The 22,641-nt window shown below is 39.0% G+C and carries 20 protein-coding genes; 10 read left to right on the forward strand and 10 right to left on the reverse strand.

What is annotated here, in order from left to right; genetic code table 11:
- Window positions 1-27 precede the first annotated feature (27 nt).
- The 3 genes from ruvB to pdxH all read right to left on the reverse strand — a co-directional run bounded on the left by ruvB (window position 28) and on the right by pdxH (window position 2,923).
- Window positions 28-1,050 (reverse strand): Holliday junction branch migration DNA helicase RuvB, encoded by a 1,023-nt coding sequence (ruvB, locus tag AC6H0V_RS05030; protein WP_497562622.1) that lies wholly within the window; start codon window positions 1,048-1,050, stop codon window positions 28-30.
- Between the two features lie 273 nt (window positions 1,051-1,323).
- The gene (locus AC6H0V_RS05035) at window positions 1,324-2,214 is read right to left on the reverse strand and encodes a 3-hydroxyacyl-CoA dehydrogenase family protein (RefSeq protein ID WP_497562623.1); all 891 of its coding nucleotides are present in this window, start codon (window positions 2,212-2,214) and stop codon (window positions 1,324-1,326) included.
- A 58-nt stretch (window positions 2,215-2,272) separates the two neighbouring features.
- On the reverse strand, window positions 2,273-2,923 hold the full coding sequence (pdxH, locus tag AC6H0V_RS05040) for a pyridoxamine 5'-phosphate oxidase (protein ID WP_497562624.1): 651 nt from the start codon (window positions 2,921-2,923) through the stop codon (window positions 2,273-2,275).
- A gap of 129 nt (window positions 2,924-3,052) precedes the next feature.
- Here pdxH and AC6H0V_RS05045 point away from each other — a divergent pair, with 129 nt between their 5' ends.
- Window positions 3,053-3,616 carry a YqgE/AlgH family protein gene (locus AC6H0V_RS05045; RefSeq protein WP_497562625.1) on the forward strand — a complete coding sequence of 188 codons (564 nt, stop codon included), beginning with the start codon at window positions 3,053-3,055 and terminating at the stop codon, window positions 3,614-3,616.
- A gap of 55 nt (window positions 3,617-3,671) precedes the next feature.
- Here the strand turns inward: AC6H0V_RS05045 and purE are convergent, their stop codons facing one another.
- Window positions 3,672-4,166, reverse strand: a complete 495-nt coding sequence (purE, locus tag AC6H0V_RS05050) for a 5-(carboxyamino)imidazole ribonucleotide mutase (RefSeq protein ID WP_497562626.1) — start codon at window positions 4,164-4,166, stop codon at window positions 3,672-3,674.
- Between the two features lie 136 nt (window positions 4,167-4,302).
- Window positions 4,303-5,442: a 5-(carboxyamino)imidazole ribonucleotide synthase gene (locus AC6H0V_RS05055; RefSeq protein WP_497562627.1), complete on the reverse strand. Its 1,140-nt coding sequence runs from the start codon at window positions 5,440-5,442 to the stop codon at window positions 4,303-4,305.
- A gap of 56 nt (window positions 5,443-5,498) precedes the next feature.
- On the opposite strand from AC6H0V_RS05055, the gene AC6H0V_RS05060 reads away from it, so the two are divergent.
- Window positions 5,499-6,689 carry a BaiN/RdsA family NAD(P)/FAD-dependent oxidoreductase gene (locus AC6H0V_RS05060; RefSeq protein WP_497562628.1) on the forward strand — a complete coding sequence of 397 codons (1,191 nt, stop codon included), beginning with the start codon at window positions 5,499-5,501 and terminating at the stop codon, window positions 6,687-6,689.
- A gap of 350 nt (window positions 6,690-7,039) precedes the next feature.
- Here AC6H0V_RS05060 and AC6H0V_RS05065 read toward each other — a convergent pair whose 3' ends face one another.
- On the reverse strand, window positions 7,040-7,516 hold the full coding sequence (locus AC6H0V_RS05065; RefSeq protein ID WP_497562629.1) for an SRPBCC family protein: 477 nt from the start codon (window positions 7,514-7,516) through the stop codon (window positions 7,040-7,042).
- 203 nt (window positions 7,517-7,719) lie between these two features.
- Window positions 7,720-10,971 carry an amidohydrolase family protein gene (locus tag AC6H0V_RS05070; protein WP_497562630.1) on the reverse strand — a complete coding sequence of 1,084 codons (3,252 nt, stop codon included), beginning with the start codon at window positions 10,969-10,971 and terminating at the stop codon, window positions 7,720-7,722.
- Between the two features lie 75 nt (window positions 10,972-11,046).
- Here AC6H0V_RS05070 and AC6H0V_RS05075 point away from each other — a divergent pair, with 75 nt between their 5' ends.
- The 8 genes from AC6H0V_RS05075 (at window position 11,047) to rplT (ending at window position 19,710) form a co-directional block, all read left to right on the forward strand.
- Window positions 11,047-12,942, forward strand: coding sequence for a RecQ family ATP-dependent DNA helicase (locus AC6H0V_RS05075; protein ID WP_497562631.1), 1,896 nt, complete (start codon window positions 11,047-11,049; stop codon window positions 12,940-12,942).
- A 232-nt stretch (window positions 12,943-13,174) separates the two neighbouring features.
- On the forward strand, window positions 13,175-14,503 hold the full coding sequence (locus tag AC6H0V_RS05080) for an MFS transporter (protein WP_497562632.1): 1,329 nt from the start codon (window positions 13,175-13,177) through the stop codon (window positions 14,501-14,503).
- A 58-nt stretch (window positions 14,504-14,561) separates the two neighbouring features.
- Window positions 14,562-15,290, forward strand: a complete 729-nt coding sequence (locus AC6H0V_RS05085; protein ID WP_497562633.1) for a (Fe-S)-binding protein — start codon at window positions 14,562-14,564, stop codon at window positions 15,288-15,290.
- A 165-nt stretch (window positions 15,291-15,455) separates the two neighbouring features.
- On the forward strand, window positions 15,456-16,388 hold the full coding sequence (locus tag AC6H0V_RS05090; RefSeq protein ID WP_497562634.1) for a hypothetical protein: 933 nt from the start codon (window positions 15,456-15,458) through the stop codon (window positions 16,386-16,388).
- 172 nt (window positions 16,389-16,560) lie between these two features.
- On the forward strand, window positions 16,561-18,486 hold the full coding sequence (gene thrS / locus AC6H0V_RS05095; RefSeq protein WP_497562635.1) for a threonine--tRNA ligase: 1,926 nt from the start codon (window positions 16,561-16,563) through the stop codon (window positions 18,484-18,486).
- A 13-nt stretch (window positions 18,487-18,499) separates the two neighbouring features.
- Window positions 18,500-19,069: a translation initiation factor IF-3 gene (infC, locus tag AC6H0V_RS05100; protein ID WP_055131820.1), complete on the forward strand. Its 570-nt coding sequence runs from the start codon at window positions 18,500-18,502 to the stop codon at window positions 19,067-19,069.
- A 26-nt stretch (window positions 19,070-19,095) separates the two neighbouring features.
- Window positions 19,096-19,296: a 50S ribosomal protein L35 gene (rpmI, locus tag AC6H0V_RS05105; RefSeq protein WP_136839930.1), complete on the forward strand. Its 201-nt coding sequence runs from the start codon at window positions 19,096-19,098 to the stop codon at window positions 19,294-19,296.
- 69 nt (window positions 19,297-19,365) lie between these two features.
- Complete coding sequence (rplT, locus tag AC6H0V_RS05110) at window positions 19,366-19,710, forward strand: 50S ribosomal protein L20 (RefSeq protein WP_055131818.1); 345 nt, start codon at window positions 19,366-19,368, stop codon at window positions 19,708-19,710.
- 103 nt (window positions 19,711-19,813) lie between these two features.
- On the opposite strand, the gene bioD is transcribed toward rplT, so the two are convergent.
- The 3 genes from bioD to AC6H0V_RS05125 all read right to left on the reverse strand — a co-directional run bounded on the left by bioD (window position 19,814) and on the right by AC6H0V_RS05125 (window position 22,608).
- The gene (bioD, locus tag AC6H0V_RS05115) at window positions 19,814-20,428 is read right to left on the reverse strand and encodes a dethiobiotin synthase (protein ID WP_497562636.1); all 615 of its coding nucleotides are present in this window, start codon (window positions 20,426-20,428) and stop codon (window positions 19,814-19,816) included.
- A complete protein-coding gene (locus AC6H0V_RS05120; protein ID WP_497562637.1) occupies window positions 20,428-21,552 on the reverse strand; it encodes an aminotransferase class I/II-fold pyridoxal phosphate-dependent enzyme in 1,125 nt (374 codons plus the stop codon). Before AC6H0V_RS05120 ends, bioD begins: the two co-directional genes overlap by 1 nt.
- Before the next feature lie 315 nt (window positions 21,553-21,867).
- On the reverse strand, window positions 21,868-22,608 hold the full coding sequence (locus AC6H0V_RS05125) for an MIP/aquaporin family protein (RefSeq protein WP_497562638.1): 741 nt from the start codon (window positions 22,606-22,608) through the stop codon (window positions 21,868-21,870).
- Window positions 22,609-22,641: the final 33 nt, after the last annotated feature.

Here is a 22,641-nt window from a genome sequence, read left to right on the forward strand (position 1 = left end):
AGTCATAACTAAGTAGTTAGTTTGAATTTAAAACAATTTTCCGGTTTGTCCTAATTTTATTCTATTTAAATGTTTATAGGCTGCTTCGGTAACTTCCCTGCCACGTGCTGTACGCATAAGATAACCTTCTTGGATTAGAAAAGGCTCATAAACTTCTTCAATGGTACCGTCGTCTTCTCCCACGGCAGTAGCAATGGTTTTTAATCCTACAGGCCCACCTTTAAATTTATCAATAATGGCCAATAGTATTTTATTATCCATTTCGTCCAATCCGTGTTCGTCTACATTTAAGGCCGTTAATGCGTAACGGGCAATCTCGGTATCGATATTTCCGGTTCCCTTAATCTGCGCAAAATCCCTTGTGCGGCGTAAAAGAGCATTGGCTATCCGGGGTGTCCCACGGCTTCTGCGTGCAATTTCGTAGGCTCCTTCATCGCTTATGGGAGTTTTTAAAATTTCTGATGAACGTAGAACGATGGTGGTTAAAATTTTCGCATCGTAATAGGCTAAACGAGAATTGATCCCAAAACGTGCCCTTAAAGGAGCGGTCAATAATCCCGATCGGGTAGTAGCGCCAACTAAGGTAAAAGGGTTGAGGCTAATTTGCACTGAACGGGCATTTGGACCACTTTCGAGCATAATATCAATCTTAAAATCTTCCATAGCCGAGTAGAGATATTCTTCTACAAGTGGACTTAAGCGATGGATTTCGTCGATAAAAAGAATATCTCCAGTCTCTAAGTTGGTTAATAAGCCGGCTAAATCGCCAGGTTTGTCCAATACCGGGCCAGAAGTAACCTTAATATTAACGCCCATTTCATTAGCAATAATATAGGAAAGAGTGGTTTTACCTAATCCCGGCGGTCCATGCAGTAAAACATGATCTAATGCTTCACCCCGAAGTTTTGCGGCCTTAACAAAGATCTTTAGATTCTCAAGGATTTTATCCTGACCAGTAAAATCTTCAAATTCTTGTGGACGTAAAACCTTTTCGATATCACGTTCGGTAGAATTTAGGTTATCAGAAGATGGGTCTAGGTTTTCGTTCATGCTTGGGCGTTTGGCGAATAGTGCTACGCATATAGCGTTGGGCAATTCAAAAATAAGTTTAAAAGTTAACACATTAAACTAAAGTATTCAACAATTAATCTAGCCACAGATTTTAGAGGATTGGCAGGTCCACGATCATTTTAGCCTGTAGCTATCTTTTTTGTTGGTGCAGGATTAGTTTTAACGGCAAGGATAGACAATTAATTGGCAGATTTTAAGAGGATTAGTTGACATCAACCATTTTTAATCTGTGGGTACTATTTGTTAAAGAAGTTAACTTATGAACTTTGCAGCCACCGGAGCATCCTTCGTGCCGTTAGTGTAATTGTAAAACCCTTCACCCGTTTTTATACCATTTTTACCTGCCATTACCATATTTACCAGTAAAGGACAAGGTGCGTATTTTGGATTTCCAAATCCCTGATATAGAACATTTAAAATCGCCAAGCAAACATCTAGACCGATAAAATCTGCCAATTGTAAGGGTCCCATAGGGTGTGCCATTCCAAATTTCATTACCGTGTCAATCTCATTTACACCCGCTACGCCTTCAAAAAGAGTATAGATTGCCTCATTTATCATGGGCATCAAAATTCTATTGGCTACAAAACCCGGATAGTCGTTCACTTCTACTGGTAATTTTCCAAGCTTTTTGGAAAGATCCATGATCAGCGCTGTAGTCTTATCGCTTGTAGCATATCCTCTTATTACCTCTACCAATTTCATTATTGGTACCGGATTCATAAAATGCATTCCTATTACTTGCGATCCACGGTTAGTTACTGATGCTATTTGTGTAATGGAGATTGAAGAGGTGTTACTGGCCAAGATTGCATCAGGCTTTGCAAATTGGTCTAGGTCTTTGAATATCTTCAGTTTAAGCGCGATATTTTCTGTGGCTGCTTCTACAATCAAATCTGCCTCTGCAACACCCGTCTCCAAATTGGTTAATGTGGTAATATTAGCTAAGGTCTGTTGTTTTTCTTCTTCAGTTAGGGCGCCTTTGGTAATCTGCCTATCTAAATTCTTGGTGATCACCGCAATGGCCCTTCCAAGTGCATCGAGATTTACATCAATTAGATTTACTTGATAACCAAATTGGGCAAATGTATGTGCTATACCATTTCCCATTGTTCCCGAACCAATAATTGCTATGTTTTTCATTTGATAAACTTACGAAGTTAACTTACGAAGTTTAAAAAACTTCGTAAGTTTTATTTAATTAAGGCGCCAATCTACTAGTTTGCCACTTTCCGTTAATTAAATCGTATTTAATGCGGTCGTGCAGACGATCTGGTCGGCCTTGCCAAAATTCTATAGATGTAGGTTTAACAATATATCCGCCCCAATGTGCTGGTTTAGGAATGGTTTTATCTTGATATGTGAGCGCTAACTCTTCCGCTTTGATAGCTAATGTTGATCTATCTGCTATCACTTGGCTTTGAGGAGATACAATGGCACTAATTTGGCTTCCTTTTGGCCTTGAATGGAAGTATTGCTCTGAGTTTTCCTTATCCAATTTTTCTACTTTTCCCTCAATTCTCACTTGTCGCTCTAATTCTGCCCAAAATAAAACCAAACAGGCTTGCGGGTTTTTCTTTAGTTCCTTACCTTTCTGACTTAAATAATTGGTATAAAAGCTAAATCCATTTTCATCAAAACCTTTTAAAAGAACTATTCGGGCATTGGGTTTGCCACTTCTATCCGCTGTAGCCAAAGTCATTACGTTTGGTTCGTAGAGTTGGGCTTCAACAGCATCTCCAAACCATTTTTCGAATTGCTTAATTGGATTTTTAACGATATCATTATCGTCTAATTGCGCAGAACGATAATCTTGTCGCAAACTTTGTAGCATTTCTTTTGTTAATTCCATCACACAAAAATAGTGTAAAGTAGTTGAAAGGTTGTAAAGTTTAATGTTTAAATGTTAGCTTAACTTTCTAACTTGTAACTTCTCCCAAAGGGATGCCTTGGGCACAACTTTTAATTAAATTTTGCAAAAATGTTAAATAAAATTGCCCCTTCTGCAGGAAATCTACTCATATCGGAACCTTTTTTAAGTGATCCTAACTTTAGGCGTTCGGTTGTTCTCATGGCCGAGCATGGTGAAGAGGGGACATTGGGGTTTATTTTAAATCAGCCCAGCCAGTTTTTGCTCAAAGATTTGGTTCCAGATCTCTGGGAAGCGAATTATCCAATATTTATTGGTGGCCCTGTAGAAGTAGACACTATTCATTTCATCCACCGCTGTTACGATAGGTTAAATAGCGGGGAGGAAATTGCAAATGGGATTTATTGGGGAGGTAATTTCGAAACGCTCAAGCTTTTGGTAAACAACAATAGCATTGCAGAAGATGAAGTAAAATTCTTTTTAGGTTATTCTGGTTGGGGAGAAGAGCAATTAACTGAAGAAATTAATGCAAATACCTGGATTGTTTCTAATAAATACCAACAGGATATCGTTTTTTCTCATGATGAGGAGGAACTATGGAGAGCAGTGATTATTAACCTTGGTCCGAAATATGCGCATGTGAGTAATTTCCCGAGCGATCCGAGTCTCAATTAGTTTGGAGTTTGGGGGCTCGAGCTTGGGTTACTCCCAACTCCCCACTCTCAACTCATCACTTCCGATTCATCTCCTCTGCACTTTCATCAACTTTCTTACGTAGCTCATCTTTATAGGCCTGCATCTTTTGCACTAGAGCCTCATCGGCCGTTGCCAAGATCTGGACGGCTAGCAAGCCCGCATTTTTTGCTGCGTTTAAGGCTACAGTAGCTACCGGGATGCCATTTGGCATTTGCAGGATGGATAAAATCGAATCCCATCCATCTATTGAATTTGAGGATTTAACCGGAACGCCTATTACGGGGAGTGTGGTAATGGATGCCACCATTCCAGGTAAATGTGCAGCGCCGCCAGCCCCGGCTATAATTACCTTCAATCCTCTTTGCGCCGCATCTTTGGCATAGCTGAACATTCTTTCGGGCGTACGATGAGCAGAAACCACAGTCATTTCGAATTGAATATTAAATTCTTTTAACACTTCAGCAGCATCATTCATGATCGTTAAATCAGATTTGCTGCCCATGATGATACCTACTTTAATTGAACTCATTTGATCTGTATCTTAAAATTCGCTTTGCTGATGATTACACCGATTATGATGATTTCACCAATTTATGGTTAATTTGTTTAACTGGTTAATCGTTGGTTTTCGTTAAGCAATGGACTCTCGCACTTCGGACTCCCACTCAACTCACCACTCTCAATTCTCGTTGTATAAATCTGGCCTTTTCAATGGCATGGTCTCTATTTTGATCTACGATGGTGATATGTCCCATCTTACGGAAGGGCTTGGTATATTTTTTACCGTATAAATGTACGTAAACCCCATCAATAGCCATTATTTTTTCTAGCCCATCATATTTAGCTAAACCGTCATGCCCTTTTTCTCCCAATAAATTGATCATCACAGCATTGGTAATTGAACGTGTATCGCCTAATGGCAAATTAAAAATAGAGCGTAAATGTTGGTCGAACTGAGATACATAGTTACCTTCTATGGTTTGGTGCCCGCTATTATGCGGGCGAGGAGCTAGCTCATTTACCAAAATCTCCCCGTTTTTTGTTACGAACATCTCTACGGCTAAAATTCCCGTAATATTTAAGGCTGAGGCTATTTTTAGGGCAATCTCTTCAGCTTTTTTCTGGACATCTTCAGGGTAGGTTGAAGGTGAAATCAAAAATTCAACAAGATTTGCTTCAGCGTTAAATTCCATTTCAACCATTGGGAAAGTTTTACTATCGCCATTTGAATTTCTCGAAACTATAACCGCAATTTCTTTATCAAAATTTATTAATTCCTCAATTAAAGAGGGACTAGAAAATGCATTTGAGATATCAGCGTGGCTATTTATTTTCATTACTCCCTTACCATCGTACCCATCTTTTCGTTGTTTTAAAATATAGGGAAAAGCAAATTGACCATTGCTCAAATCTGAAGCATGATTAACCAATTGGAAAGGTGCAGTTGGGATATCATTTTCCTTAAAAAACTGCTTTTGGATTCCCTTATCCTGAATTAAACGGATAACCCGCGATTGTGGGAATACCATTTTACCTTCTTTTTCTAACTGTTCTAATGCCTCAACATTAACTTTTTCTATCTCTATGGTGATGATATCAGCTTTTTTGCCAAAGTTATAAACCGTATCAAAATCTGTAATAGAACCGCATTCGAATTTATTAGCAATGTTTTTACAAGGCGCATCCGGATCTGGATCTAAAACATAGGTGATTAGGTTATAGTTGATTGCTTCTTGAATAAGCATTCTGCCGAGCTGTCCCCCACCTAAAATCCCTAATTTTAACTCGCTGATTTGTTTTGCCATTATCGAATATAAATTTATGCTTATTTTGCACAAAAATAATAATATAAACCAATTTGATGGAGGTTGATGCGATAATTATTGGAGGTGGAGCATGTGGACTGATGTGTGCAGTGCAGGCAGGGTTTCTAGGAAAAAGGGTTGTCGTACTCGAAAAAAATACCAAGCCCGGCGCAAAAATATTGATTTCTGGCGGCGGAAGATGCAATTTTACCAATGAGTTAACTACCGAGGATCAATTTATCTCTGCCAATCCGCATTTTCTAAAATCAGCTTTTACGCAGTGGACCGTTGAGGATACAATTAATTTTTTCGAAACGTACGGGATAGTTGGAAAGGAAAAAACCTTGGGACAGCTCTTCCCTGAAACGAAAAGTGCAAAGGATGTAGTAGAAGTATTCGTTTCACTCTGTGCAGAGATGGGTCAAGAAATTAGATGCAATGCAGAGGTAACAACTGTTAACCTTAACGAAAAAGGTTTTACTGTCGTTTACACCAATGGCGAAAAAGTAAAAGATATTACCGCCCCGAAATTGGTTGTTGCAAGTGGTGGATTACCCATCCCTAAGATGGGCGCAACTGATTTTGCCCTTCGATTTGCCAGGAACAACCAACTCAGCATCATAGAAACAGCCCCCGCATTGGTGCCACTAACCATTACAGGAAAGGATGAGGAATGGTATGCCCAACTTTCTGGAAACTCGGTATTTTGTGAAGTAAGCAATGCCGAAATTTCTTTTGAAGAAAATATTCTCTTCACCCATTGGGGATTGAGCGGTCCTGCAATCCTTCAAATTTCATCCTATTGGAGAAGAGGAGAAGTTATAAATATCAATCTGTTACCCAATGATAACATCGTAAGTTTGATCAATGATGAACGTCTAACTAATGGGAAATTACTATTATCAACTTTATTGAACCGGTATTATGCCAAGAAATTTACAGATGCTCTAGGGAAATTTTTGCCTTTAACTAAAACTGTAGCCGATTTAAGCAAAGCTGATATGGAAGTAATCAATCAGACGATACATCAGTTTAAAGTTAAACCAGCAGGTGATAAAGGGTATGATAAAGCCGAAGTAATGCGGGGAGGGATAGACACCAATGAAGTTTCTTCAAAAACCTTGGAATGTAAAAAAATTCAAGGTCTGTATTTTGGCGGCGAATGCATGGACGTTACGGGCTGGCTTGGTGGTTATAATTTTCAATGGGCATGGGCAAGTGGGTTTGTTATTGCACAGAACATCTAGAGGGTAACTTTTTTACCACCTTAGAACCTTAAAGCACTTTCGAAGTTGACAGTTTGAGGCTCTCGAAAACCTACAGCACACGCAAGTTAAATCTACCTAACGCCTAACACCCTATTTTTTCACCATCTTAGACATCTAAGGGCAGCTAAATTGCTATAAATTGCTTACATAATAGGTTGAGCCCCTAACTCGTCCTCGTTTGTAACGAGGATGAACGAGAGCGGCGATTGTATCGCCAAGGGAGAGATTTGTTTCACTAGCCTGTCGAAGACCAAATTACGCCCTTTAACAAGCCCCAGCTTGACAAACCTACAGGGGCTAACTAAAAACTGCTAACTAAAATTTGTTAACTAATGATCTCTCTCAAATCTCACATCTTCCAACTCACTTTCCTCTTTTATCACTCTGTTTCTCTCCGTTAACAAATCTGTCATGTATTTTTTGAGGATAAGTTTATCAAAGCACTTCCCTATAATTCCGTAGGGTACTCCATATTCAAAAATATCCTTCATGAAAGTTAGGCCATCTCGTTCTTCAAAATAATGGTCGTGTTTTATAAAGGTAAAAGCACCTTTGATCATGCAATCCTGAAAATGAAAGGGTGCTTTAAATTTGGTGATCCTGGAACTTAATTCTTGATAAATACCAAAATGTTTAGCTCTCCATGTCACCTCATCACCTAGTTCGCAAAGGCCACTCATTCTTCCGGCAATTGCTTTCTCATTAGTATTTGCAGTGGATAACTGATGGATATCAATGCTTCGGGCACAATCGAACACCAAGGTGATGGGAGCGTTTATTTGGGTTTGAAGAGTTATTTTAGTCATTTCATTTGAATATCTTAACTCGTCCTCGTTTGTAACGAGGATGCATGAGAGCGGCGATTGCATCGCCAAGGGAGATTTTGCGCACTAGCCTGTCGAAGACCAAATTACGCCCTTCGACAAGCCCCAGCTTGACAAACCTAAACAATGGCTAACTAAAAACTGTTAACTGTTAACTAATGATCTGTCTCCCATCTCAAATCTCTCTAATCACAATTCGGTACCGTAAAAATCCATGTTTCAGAAGCCTTGTAAGGAATAGAATAAGCTGATCCTTTATCGAGCTCGAACCATAGTTTTGATCTCACTTTTTCCCTGCTTCCTGTTTCGTTCATCGTTAAGCTATCGTATAACCTTCCGTTTACCATCACATATTTGATTTTTTCCGAATTTCTGATATCCTCTAAAGGATTGGCATCCATTACTACTAAATCGGCTAGTTTTCCAACTTCTAAAGAACCAATCTCTTTATCCATCCCTAAATACGACGCTCCATTAATGGTAGCATATCTAATGGCCTGCATCGGGGTTGCGCCGCCCTGAACAAACATCCATAATTCCCAATGTGCGCCTAAACCTTGGATCTGACCGTGTGCACCCAGGTTAATTTTTGTTCCTCCATCTGCAATCTGCTTTACCGATTTCGAGACATCGATATGGTTATAGTCTCCGTACTCAGAAGTAGTTCTTCTCCTCGAGCGCCCATCTATAATAGATCTAGGTGTAAAGCTCATCAATCGTTCATTTTCCCAAACATTGGTACGGTCATACCAGTAATTTTCGCCCCATTGGCCACCATAAGCTACGATAAGGGTAGGAGTATAGCCTACCTGGGTATTGCTCCAAAGGGAAACCACATCTTTGTAAACAGGAGTTACGGGAATGCTATGTTCAATTCCGGTATGCCCATCAGTTACCATGTTCATGTTAGTAAAAAATGTTGATCCACCTTCGGGTACAACTTCCATTTTTAATAACCTGGCCGCCTCCAATATTTGTTGTCGCTGCTCCCTACGTGGTTGATTGTAAGATTTTACAGAAAATGCACCCACCGCTTTTAAGCGCTTCAAATTGGCTATCGCATCCTCCAAACTATTAATCACTACTTTAAAATCGCCATCAGCACCATATAATATCGAACCTGTAGAATATACACGTGGACCGATCATTCTGCCTGCCTTTAACATTTCGCTCTGACTAAAAACCATTTCAGTGTTACTGGATGGATCATGAGAGGTAGTAACTCCAAAGGATAAATTAGCAAGGTACGACCAATCTTGTTGCGGACTAATGCCATCCGGACTTGTCCGTAAATGAGCATGCACATCAACCATTCCCGGCATAATGGTTTTTCCATTTACCTCAATAATTTTTGCATTTGCCGGAATAGCCACGTCCGCCACTTTGCCAATGGCAACAATTTTATTGTTTTCTAATAGGATAGTCCCTTCTTCAATTACTTCATCACCCTTCATGGTAATTATTCGGGCTCCTTTTAGGGCTAAAATACCAGTTGGTACGTCAGTTTTTAGTTTTAAACCTATCGCGATTCCGGCGGTATCGAGCTCTGGTAAAGTGGCTGGTGCCCCTTCAATAAAATTAAATGTATTTTTAATTTCTCTGTTATAATATTGCTCTCCCAGTGTCCATAATAGTTTTTTACTATCTACGCTCCAGTGTAAAAATGTTCCGGCATCTTTCGTAACTCGTGCTAAGGGAATAGATTTATTGGTTGCCGAAAGATCTAGAGCGCTTCCGGTGGTAACCATTGGGGTGATGTAGGCGTTAAAAAGTTCGGTAAATGCCATCCATTTTCCATCTGGGCTGGGCGCAAACTGGGTGGCATATTGTGAGGTATATAGTGTACGCTCATTGCCGCCATTTAGATCTATGCTCTTGAACGCTTTTTTCCCAGAATCGAAACCCTGGAAATAGATCAATTTATCATCTGGACTAAAAATTGGCTTAATACCATTTTCGCTCACCAAGTTCTTTGCTCCTCCATTGGCAGATATGATGAAAATGCCAGTGTTTTTACCGTAGGTTAAGCCCAGTGTTTCATTGCCACTGCCTTTTCTGAATGCAATTTTATCTCCTTTATTTGAGTAGGATGGTGAATAGTAAAAACCTTTCTCATCAGTTAACGTAATGGTTTTGCCTGTTTTTAGCTCTGTTCGTTTAATTGCCCCTTTAAATTCATCACTCCACGTGGTATAAACTATAAACTTACCGTCGGGACTAAATTTAGGCTCAAATTCAAAATCGATACCATTGGTTACCCGTTCAGGAACCCCGTTAGGCATTTCCTTTTTATACAAATAGCCGGCCGCATTAAATACTACCATTTTGCCATCCGGCGATGTGGTGAGCTGCCTAATCATTTTGACGGTAAATTCTGGATTAAAAACTTCGTTTTCGAAGTGGAGAGCTTGTTGAACAGTTTGCTGGCTGTTTACCTCAAAAGGTATTTCACTTACATTTTGGCTTCCTAGATCTATTTGTTTGATTTTACCTTTTGCATAAAAAATGATTTTTTTCGAATCAGGGGTCCATGCAAAATTGGGATAAACCCCAAAGATTGCCCATGTTTCTTGTTGATCGTGAGAGAGATCGTCATATAAAGGCCACTCTTCTCCAGTTTTTATGTTTTGGATAAACAATGTTGATTTTAGTCGAACCCGCTTTACAAAAGCCATTAACTTCCCATCTGGAGATATCTGTGGTCGTGCCGCACCCCCTTGCTCTGCAATTAAATTGGTTAACCTTCCTGTTGTAAGATCCAATTGCCTAATCGCATAGATCATTCCATTTGGATCTTTGCTGTATTCGAAATTCGGACCAGGAGAAACGTCTTCACTGAAATATAAAAATTTTCCATCTGGAGAAACATTAGGCTCACCCGCATCTTGTTGATCATTTTTCCTCTTGGTTAATTGAACTCCATCACCACCATAAATACTATACATCCACATTTCGCCTGCACCTAAAGACCGAGAACCTGTAAAATGTTTTCTTGCAACTAGGTATTCACTATTTGGCATCCAAACGGCATTGTTTAGCAAGCGAAAAGATTCTTTCGTTATCTGCTTTTTGTTATTTCCATCCCGGTCCATGATCCAGATATTGTCGCCCCCGCTTTTATCGCTTGTATAAGAAATATACTTTCCATTTGGACTAAACCTTGGCTGAACATCCCATGCATTACCTCCGGTTAATAGTTTAGCCTGACCACCGGTAATTGGCATTTTATAGATATCGCCCAAAAGATCAAATACAATTTCAGTGCCATCTGCACTTACATCTAAATCCATCCAAGTACCTTCATTAGTAGTGATGGTAAAGGTTTTGGTCTGGCCTCTATATTTTTCTACATCCCACTTTGTGGCCTCTTTTTTATCTTGCGCCCCTGCAGAAAGTAGCAGAAATAAAGAGCTAATAATCAAAGAAAATTTCTTCATCTTTTTGGTTGAGAATAATTAGCTGGCAATTTAATAATATCAGTCCGTTTTTATAGTTTTGACAGACATCTTTTTATGACGGAAACGGAGATATTAAAAAAATACTGGGGTTTTGACAACTTTCGACCATTACAGGACGAGATTATCCAATCTGTTATAAACGGAAATGATACATTGGCTTTGTTGCCAACCGGCGGAGGGAAATCCATTTGTTTTCAGGTTCCTGCAATGGCCAGGGAAGGCATTTGCATTGTGGTTTCTCCGCTAATTGCCCTGATGAAAGATCAGGTAGAAAATTTAAAAGCAAAAGGGATTGAGGCGGTTGCTATTTATGCGGGGATGGGCAAGCGAGAAATAGACATACTTTTAGACAACTGCATTTACGGCAACATTAAATTCCTTTATTTATCACCTGAAAGATTATTGTCTGAAATTGTTAGGGAACGTATTTCGTACATGAATGTAAATCTCATCGCAATAGACGAAGCACATTGTATTTCGCAATGGGGTTATGATTTTAGGCCACCCTATCTAAAGATCAAAGAACTAAGATTAATTCTTCCAAAGGTGAACATATTGGCCTTAACTGCTACAGCCACACCCTTTGTAAGGGAAGATATTTTACAAAAATTGGAGCTTAAGAACCCACAGGTATTTGTAAAAAGTTTCGCCAGAAAAAATTTAAGCTACGTTGTCTTTGACTTGGAAGATAAGCTCAAAAAGCTGTTGGAAGTAGCTAAAAACGTTAATGGGTGTGGATTGGTGTATGTAAGAAATAGGAGGGAAACTGCAGAAGTGGCCCATTTTTTACAACGAAATGGTATTGCCGCCGACTTTTATCACGCGGGCATAGAAAAAGATTTACGTTTTAAGAAACAGGAGGATTGGAAAAACGATCTCATCCGAATCATGGTGGCTACCAATGCTTTTGGAATGGGAATCGATAAGCCCAATGTACGTTTTGTAATCCATTTAGATCTTCCTGAAAGTTTAGAGGCGTACTACCAGGAAGCGGGCAGGGCGGGTAGGGATGAAAAACGGGCCTTTGGGATCCTTTTAGCGAATAAATCAGATCAATTGATCTTGAATGCGAAGTATGCCGAAAGCTATCCAACGCTTTCCGAAATAAAAAAAACATACCATTATTTAGGCAGCTATTTTCAATTGGCATTTGGCGCGGGAGAAGGTTTAAGCTTTGCGTTCGACTTGGCAGATTTTTGCAAGAAATTTAATATGGGCGTAGTTAAAACACTTGCCGCACTTAAATTTCTGGAACATGATGGATATATTGCTTTATCAGAAAATGTTTTTCTTCAATCGCGGCTCATGTTTGTCGCAGATCACGAGGAAGTGTACCGTTTCCAAATAGAAAACTCTGCCTATGATCCTATCATAAAAACAATTCAACGTTCTTATGGAGGTGCATTTGATGGATATATCAAGATTAAGGAATCAGATCTTTCCAATAGGTTAAAGGTTTCTTACACCACAGTAGTTGATTATTTAAATCGTTTACAACAGCTAGAAATCTTATCTTACCTTCCACAGAGTGATGAGCCGCAACTACAGTTTATTTTACCAAGGGCACATCAAACACATTTAGACATAGATGCTAAATATATCAAGTTACGCCAGCAAATCCAGATAGATCAAGTAAAAGCAGTGCTGTCCTATGCATCAACACCACTGTGCAGAAGCAAGCAACTATTGCACTATTTTGGAGAAATTAATGCAGATAAATGTGGCTTTTGTGATATATGCCTCGCTGAAAGAAAATTAGAAGACAAAGCACAGCTGAAGGATAAGATAGATTTTGAAATTGTTACCATACTCCAAAGCCAACCTCATCCGCTAAATGAATTAATGGCCAAAATAAATTCAGGCACTGAGAACGAAAAAATAGATCGAATCCGTGAACTATTAGATGCACTTAAGATTAAAACAGATGGAAAGAAATACTACTTAAGCTGAGCGCTAAGCGATAAGCGTGCAGTACGCCTAACATAAGACGCCCAACTATCCATAAAGATATTCCCTCTTAAGCTAGGCGACAAGCGTTTTGCGATTAGCGTGCATTGCGCCTAACGCAACACGCTTAACTATTCATAAAAATATTATCTTTAACAAAATTAACCATTTCAATCATCAATCTGTGTAATCCCTTGCAATCTGTGTAATCACCTTAAAATCTGTGTAATCATCTATGAAAAACGATAAAAAAATTATCAGGTCTTGGGCCTTTTTTGATTGGGCTAATTCGGTATATAATTTAGTAATCACCTCGACCATCTTTCCTGCTTATTATACCATTATTACATCTGATAAAGATGATTCCACAACAGATTATGTGATTTTCTTTGGGCGCAAATTTGTGAATTCGGCACTATATAGCTATGCAATGGCAGTTGCATTTTTGGTGATCGCCTTTTTATCGCCAATACTTTCGGCCATTGCGGATACCCGTGGAAATAAGAAAATTTTCATGAAAATGTTCACCTATATTGGTTCGTTAGCCTGTTGTGCACTTTATTTTTTCAAGAAAGATCCGGTAACTGATGTTGCAAATATCAACCTGGGCGTTCCAATTTTCATTATAGCGGCCATTGGTTTTTGGGGAAGTTTGGTTTTTTATAATTCTTACTTGCCCGAAATTGCTACCGTAGATCAGCAAGATAAAGTAAGTGCAAAAGGCTTTACCTATGGTTATATAGGTAGCATTATCCTGCAGTTGTTATGTTTCGTTGTTGTATTTAAACCAGAATGGTTCGGTATTACAGACGGTTATACCCCCGCAAAAATCTCCTTTGTAATGGTTGGTGTATGGTGGATCGTTTTTGCACAAATTCCATTTAAATACCTACCAAAAGGAAGTCCGAATTTTAAAGGTGGCGATAAGAACGTGCTAACAAGCGGGTTTAGAGAACTTAATAAGGTTTGGCTCCAAGTTAAAGAAGCGGCCTATCTTAAGCGTTTTCTTTTTGCTTTTTTCTTCTACTCAATGGGTGTGCAGACGGTAATGTTAATGGCCACTATTTTCGGAGAAAAAGAATTGCATCTGCCTACCTCTAAATTAATTGCTACGATATTGATTTTACAGTTGGTTGCCATTCCTGGAGCAATGCTGATGTCTTATCTGTCTTCTAAAAAGTATGGAAACGTAAATGTGTTGATCGGAGTAGTGATCATTTGGATCGGTTCATGCATTGCAGCTTATTTTATCCATACCGAATATGAATTTTATGCGCTTGCTGCAGTTATAGGATTGATAATGGGAGGAATCCAATCGCTCTCACGCTCTACCTATTCTAAATTTTTACCCCAAGAAAGCCCTGATCATACATCCTTTTTTAGTTTTTACGATGTGGCAGAGAAAGTTGCGCTCGTTTTCGGAATGTTTACCTTCGGATTTATTGATGAAAAATTAGGAATGAGAAATTCTGTAATCGCTTTAACGCTATTTTTTGTTGTAGGATTACTATTTTTGCTGTCCATCAAAAAAGTGCAGCCTAAATCAGTTGCAGTAACGAAGTAATAAGGGATGGCGTAACGAGATAATCGGTTAAACGCTTTCACTAACTAAACACCCATTAATGAAAATAGAATTATTTGTTCCCTGTTTTGTAGATCAATTATATCCTGAAACTGCCTTTAATACCATAAAACTACTCGAAAAAGCCGGCTGTGAAGTAAGTTATAACACCAAACAAACCTGCTGTGGCCAACCAGCCTACAATGCGGGGTATTGGGAACAAGCAAAAGAAATCGGTAATAAATTCCTGAATGATTTTTCAGATAGCGATTATATTGTAGCCCCATCCGCTTCTTGCGTTGGAATGGTAAAAAATGGGTTTAACGATCTGTTTACCAATACCATTGTACATAATAAATGTAGAACAATGCAGGGGAGCATTTTTGAGCTTTCCGATTTTCTGATCAATATCTTAAAGAAGGACTATTTTGGTGCAGAGCTAGAAGGAAAGGCAGTTTACCATGATTCTTGTAGTGGATTACGTGAATGTAAAATCAAGGAAGAACCACGATTATTATTAGCTAAAGTGCATGGACTGGAGATGGTTGAAATGAAAGATACTGATATGTGCTGTGGGTTTGGGGGTACATTTGCCGTTAAATTTGATGCGATTTCATCAGCGATGGCCGAACAAAAAGTAAATAATGCGCTTGAAATGGAAGCAGATTACATTATTTCTACCGATTTATCCTGCCTAATGCATTTAGATGGTTATATCCAAAAAAACCAGATTCCAATTAAAACCATGCATATTGCTGATGTGCTGGCAAATGGATGGCTGGATTACTAGTCAATAGTCCATAGTCGATAGTCCATGGTCCATGGTCTATAGCTATTGTCTATGGACCAGATCTAATCTCTATCTAGAGAAAAAGTTACAAAGAAATTAACCTTTTTTAACACTTCATGTTAAAAAACTACAATAAATTTGCAGCATTAATTATAACTTATCCTAATGAAAAGAATTCTTATTGCCTTTGTTGGTTTAATCTCGTTAAGCTTAACTACTCAGGCTCAAAAAAAATCCGGAGCAATCCAATTTGAAACCACATTAGATTTTGTAGCAATGGCATCTGCCAATGGTATGCAGCTTACTGATGAAATGAAAGCACGTTTGCCTAAAGCAATAAAATCCAATTTCGAGCTTTTGTTTAATGCTACCAATGCAAGTTATATGCCTGTAGAAGAAGCTGAAGATAGTAACGGCGGCGGAGGCGGTGGAGGTATGAACCGTATGATGCGTATGATGGGCGGAATGGGCGGACAAAAAGAGTATTATTATACGTTTGCCGACCAGAAATTATCAGAAGTGTTTGATTTAATGGATACCACTTATATCATCCCTCGTAAATTAGATGTAACCCCTCCTGTAAATTTTAATTTGGGTAACAGACAGGGCGGTAATAATAATGGAGCAACTACAACTACCCAAGGTGGTACAACAACAACTACTGTAAGTGCGGTGGTATTTTCTCCAGATCCTCCAACAATGGAAGTGGTTAAAACCGATGAAACCAAAAAAATATTGAACTTTACGTGTAATAAAGCAATTATAAAATTGATCCGAAAAGCAAAAGTTTTAGGAGAAGATAAAAATATTGTGGATGAAACAGCAGTTTGGTACACCAATGAATTAGGGTTTAACTTTTCTCCTACGCCAAATATGTGGACAGAAGGAACGGTTTTAGCACTCGAAAATAAAGGTAGCACCACGACGGCTAAGAGTATCGAATATAGAAATGTAAGCGCTAAGGACGTAATCGCACCTAAAAAAGCACTTCCTATAACTCCAGAACAATTAAAAGTTAAAATGGATGCTATGGCGAAAAGATTCCAAGGCGGCGGCAGACAACAAGGTGGTGCTCCAACTAGGGTAATCATTAACTAGTTTTCTTCGCTAAATAATTATAAAAAGTTCTGATGAAAATCGGAACTTTTTTTTTGGGTTTACGAATTCTTAAGACTTCGTAAGTCTAGAAAAAATCCTATCTTTGCATTCCAAGATCACTTTGTATGTGATCGACTATTCTAATTTTTCAATTTTTAAATCATAGTTGTAGATGATTAACATTACTTTACCTGACGGGTCTGTTCGTCAGTACGAACAGGGCACAACTGCCTATCAAATTGCCTTATCTATTTCTGAGGGCCTAGCAAGAAACATTTTAGCAGCAGAAATCAATGGAGAAATCTGGGATTCTGCAAGACCAATCGAAACCGATTCGACCTTAAAATTATTAACCTGGAATGATACTGCTGGTAAAGCAACATTCTGGCACTCATCAGCCCACTTGATGGCCGAAGCGCTTGAATCACTTTATCCAGGTACAAAATTTGGCATCGGCCCTGCCATTGAAACCGGATTTTATTACGATGTGGATTTTGGGGATAGGGAGTTTTCTTCTGATGATTTCAAGGCGATCGAAACTAAAATGCTCGAACTTGCAAAACAAAAAGAGGTTTTTGGAAGAAAAAGCGTTTCTAAAGCCGATGCGATTACCTACTTTACCGAAAAAGGGGATGAGTATAAACTTGATCTCTTAGAAGGTTTGGAGGATGGTAAGATTACCTTTTATACCCAGGGTGGATTTACGGATCTATGCCGCGGTCCCCATATTCCGCATACCGGTTTTGTGAAAGCAGTAAAACTGATGAATGTAGCGGGGGCTTATTGGAGAGGGGATGAGACCAAAAAACAGCTGACCCGTATTTATGGGGTAACTTTTCCGAAAGCAAGCGAACTAACAGAGTACCTATTAATGATTGAGGAAGCAAAGAAACGCGACCACAGGAAATTGGGGAAGGAATTGGAATTGTTTATGTTTTCTGATAAAGTTGGTGCAGGCTTACCGATGTGGTTGCCTAAGGGCACTGCTTTGAGAGAACGTCTTGTGCAGTTTTTAACTAAAGCTCAGGTTAAATCTGGCTATGAGCAGGTGATTACTCCTCATATTGGAAGCAAGAATTTATATGTAACCTCTGGTCACTACGAAAAATATGGAAAAGACAGTTTCCAGCCTATAAAAACGCCTCAAGAGGGAGAGGAGTTTTTCCTAAAACCGATGAACTGTCCCCATCATTGTGAAATGTATAAGTTCAAACCTCGATCATATAAAGACCTACCAGTTCGCTTTGCGGAGTTTGGTACGGTTTATCGCTACGAACAAAGTGGCGAACTACATGGATTAACCCGTGTTCGAGGCTTTACTCAAGATGATGCGCATTTATTTTGTAGGCCAGATCAGGTGAAAGAGGAATTTAAAAAGGTGATCGAACTGGTGCTGTATGTCTTTAAATCTTTGGGTTTTGACCAGTACATTGCTCAGATTTCACTCCGTGATCCAGAAAATAAAGCAAAATATATCGGATCCGACGAAAATTGGAAGCTAGCAGAATCCGCAATCATTGAAGCTGCCGAAGAGATGGGCTTGCCCACAGTTGTTGAGTTGGGAGAAGCGGCTTTTTATGGTCCGAAGCTTGATTTTATGGTAAAAGATGCCCTTGGAAGGAAATGGCAATTGGGAACCATCCAGGTTGATTATAACTTGCCCGAACGTTTTGAATTGGAATATACCGGAAGCGATAATTTAAAGCATCGTCCGGTGATGATCCATCGTGCCCCATTTGGTTCTTTAGAGCGTTTTGTAGCGGTGCTGATTGAACATTGCGCTGGTAACTTCCCATTATGGCTTTCGCCCGAGCAATATATTATTCTTCCAATCTCAGAAAAGTATGAAGAATATGCAAAAAAAGTTTCAGATGAACTAAATAATTCCGATATTCGCGGGCTGATAGACTTTCGGGATGAGAAGATTGGGAGGAAAATCAGAGATGCCGAGGTTAAAAAACTACCTTATATGCTCATTATCGGTGAAAAAGAAGCGGAAGAAGCCAAGGTTTCAGTTCGCAAACACGGTGAAGGAGATTTAGGAACAATGACATTAGCAGAATTTAGTGCATTAATAATTAAAGAAATAACAGTTTAAACAGAAATTACATTTGGCATTAGGAAGACCAGGATTTAATAGGGGACCACGTCCTCCTTTTAAGAAAAAAGAAGCAGAACATAATATTAATCAGTATATCAGAGCCCAAGAAGTGAGATTAGCTGGCGATAATGTTGAACCTGGGATTTATCCTTTGGCTAAAGCTTTGGCACTTGCTGATGAACTGGAGTTAGATTTAGTAGAAATTTCTCCAAATGCAGTTCCTCCTGTTTGTAGGATCATTGATTACAGCAAATTTGTTTACGAACAAAAGAAAAAGCAAAAAGAGATCAAGGCCAATGCAAAACAGACCGTTATTAAAGAAATTCGTTTCGGACCAAATACCAACGATCACGATTTTCAGTTTAAGTTAAAGCATGCTGTTAGTTTCCTTGAAAATGGGGAAAAGGTGAGAGCCTATGTACACTTTAAAGGTAGGGCCATAGTTTACAAAGAACAGGGTGAAATCTTACTCTTAAAGTTCGCTCAGGCATTAGAGGATATAGGGAAGGTAGAATTGTTGCCTAAATTAGAGGGTAAGCGTATGTTCTTAACCCTAGCACCAAAAGTAGCAAAGAAGTAATAAATTATATAAATTAAAACAGGGTTATGCCAAAAATGAAAACCAATTCCAGTGCTAAAAAGCGTTTTTCGCTTACTGGAACAGGTAAAATCTCAAGAAAGAACGCATACAAAAGCCACATTTTAACAAAAATGAGCACAAAACGTAAGCGTAACTTAGGCCAGACTAGTCTGGTAAGTGCAGCTGATATGGGCAACGTTAAACGTATGCTTGCAATCGGTAAATAATTAAATTTTTAACCAGGTACTCGGTTTCAAGATTGCTAACGCAACACCGCTTATCAAAAACAACACACTATGCCACGTTCGGTAAACGCAGTAGCTGCTAGACGCAGAAGGAAAAAAGTCCTAAATATGGCCAAAGGCTATTGGGGATCAAGAAGCAAGGTTTTTACCATTGCTAAAAACACGGTTGAAAAAGGTTTGCAATATGCTTACCGCGATCGTAAAGTTAAGAAAAGAGAATTCCGCGGTTTGTGGATCCAACGTATCAACGCAGGAGCACGTGAACACGGTGTATCTTACTCTCAATTAATTGGTAAATTAGCAGCAAAAAATATCGGTTTAAACCGTAAAGTTTTAGCAGATTTAGCTATGAACCATAAAGATGCTTTCAAAGCAATTATTGATGCAGTAAAATAAAATATCCTAGTCATCCGATGACTTAAGTCATCGGATGACTACGAAAAAAGGGGAAGCAGTAATGTTTCCCCTTTTTTGTTTCAAAGCCTGCTCATCCGATGACTCATCGGATGAGCAGATTTTGTCCGGCCTCTTTAATCGTTTGCTTGTTGATTTCTGCAATCAAAGGTATTTTCCCCAGACAGGCGATTTGTGTATAATTTAGAATAAAATCTTCACTTGCCTTGTTAGCCAGCCCACTAAAAATTATTCCTTTAATAGGTATAGAATGATGTTTGAGTGTATTAATCGTTAATAACGTATGATTAATACTTCCTAAATAGTTTTGAGACACAATAATTACAGGGATACCCAAGAATTTGATCAGATCCAACACCAGTTGGGTGTCATTAATCGGGACCATTAATCCGCCAGCCCCCTCAACAATTAGCGTATTGGTTGTTTGTGGCAACTTCAAACTTTCGAGATCTATCTCAACTCCATCCATTTTTGCAGAAAGGTGAGGAGAAAGGGGATGGGTTAATCGATAAGTTTCAGGATGGATTTTTGATGCAGTGTTGCTAATCAGATTGGTTACTTTCAAACTATCACTGTTGGTTAAATCCCCAGCTTGGATGGGTTTCCAATAATCTGCATTTAACTTCTCAGTTAATATGGCGCTCACCATGGTTTTTCCAATATCAGTACCAATTCCTGTAATAAAATACATTTCTTGCATTATATGATAGTTTTTAGATGATCAACTAAATCTGTAATTTCTTTATCACTGTTGTAAGCATGTAAACAAATTCTTAATCGCTCCTTACCAAGGGGCACTGTTGGACTTAAAATAGCCCTAACGTCAAATCCATGGTGCTGAAGTTTCGCCGAAGCTTGTTTGGCGCCTTCATTACTGTTAAATAAAATAGTTTGAATCGCACTGATACTGGTAATTGTGGGTAATGTTAGTTCTTTCACCAATTGATTATACAACCTAATCTTGTTGCTAAGCTGCTGTATTTCATCGCCTTTGGCCAATAATTGATAGCTACAATTAACCGCCACAATGTCGTGCAAAGGTGCGGCAGTGGTATAAATAAAAGAACGCGCAAAATTAATAAGGTAAGTTCTCAAAGTTTCGCTCCCAAGAACAATTGCACCCTGTACACCAATGGCCTTTCCAAAGGTTACAACTCTTGCGAAAACCTCATTTTGTAAGTCGAGATCTACCACTAACCCTTTTCCATTGGCTCCAAGAACTCCGGTTGCATGTGCTTCATCCACTATTAGATTCGCTCCATACAACTTACATAAATGAGAAATTGCAGTTAAGGGTGCTAGGTCTCCATCCATAGAGTACACACTTTCTACGACTACATATATTAAACCTTTAGCTAATTTTAATTTATTTTCTAGATCAGTTAAATCGTTATGCTTAAACTTGTATCGCTCTGCATAACTTAACCGCGCACCATCAATTAAACTGGCATGAATAAGTTCGTCTGTAATTATGGTATCGCCACGCTGAGGGATGGAAGATAGCAATCCAATATTCGCGTCGTAACCCGAATTAAATATCAATCCAGCCTGTGCTTCATGGAAATTGGCGATAAAATGTTCTGTTGCTAAGGTATAAGGGTGGTTCCCAGTTAAAAGTCTAGAACCTGTTGAACCAGTTTTGAAATCTGCGACTTGTGCTAATTGCTCGTTAAGCAATTCTTTTAAGACCGAGGATCTGGCATAACCCAAATAATCATTTGAGCAAAAATCGAAAGGAAAAGCGGAAGAAGTTAATTTTCTTACTAATCCATTTTCGGTTCTTAGGGATAGCTGGTGTTGAAGAAAATGCGCTGCCTTATTCATCTGCCCAAAAATAAAGAATGCCTCCCGAGTATCCTAACTTGGACAACCTTAACTTTGACAATCTTTTAAAGATTGTCAAAGTTTATCTTAGGGTGATCAAACTTATTTTGTGCTAAAGGCCACAAATTTAAGTGCTGCAAGGGGAGATCATTAGTAACAAACCTCGTAACAACCTCGTAGGTTCTACAGAACCTACGAGGTTAAATAGCATTTGTGTAAACCAGGTAGGTTATTTTAACCTTATAGGTTCCCAAATTGTCCGTATTCTAACCGAGGGCCCATTAATGCTTACCTGAACGAGAAATTTAGTATGAGTTATTTTGCGCTCAGTGCCAAAAATAAGAGTGCTGCAAGAGAAGATCCAATTAGCGGTCCAACGATGGGTACCCAAGCATAATCCCAATTACTGCTTCCTTTTCCTTTCATAGGGATTAGGAAGTGGACAACCCTTGGTCCAAAATCTCTCGCTGGATTGATGGCATAACCCGTAGTTCCGCCTAAGGCCAAGCCAATAACCCATACCAGAAATGCAACTGGTATAGCTCCGAGCGAGCCCAATCCCATTGGGGTGGGTTCTTCTTTTGTGCCCATACTTGCATCAGTAAAATGGAAAATAACGAATATTAAAACAAAAGTGCCAATAATTTCTGAGAGCAAGTTCGACAAGTTGTTCCGAATTGCAGGAGCTGTAGCAAAAGGTGCTGCCTTTAGACCTTGATCATCAGTTGCATCAAAATGGTCTTTATAGATCAGCCAAACCAAAAAAGAACCTGTCATTGCACCTGCAATCTGACTGGCTGCATAACCCGGTATTAATGCCCAATCAAATTTATGAGCAATTGCTAGTCCTATGCTAACAATAGGGTTTAGGTGCGCACCACTATACGGACCGGCTACCACAACGCCAACAAATACGGCCAAGGCCCATGCTGTTGTTATCACTATCCAGCCGCTATTATTTCCTTTGGTGCCTTTAAGTACTACATTTGCAACAACACCATTTCCTAGTAAGATCATTAGTGCTGTGCCAATAAATTCTGCTAAATAAGCATTCATATGTTAAGAGGTTAATTTGGTTAATTGTTTAAT

Source organism: Pedobacter sp. NO84 (assembly GCF_059703915.1).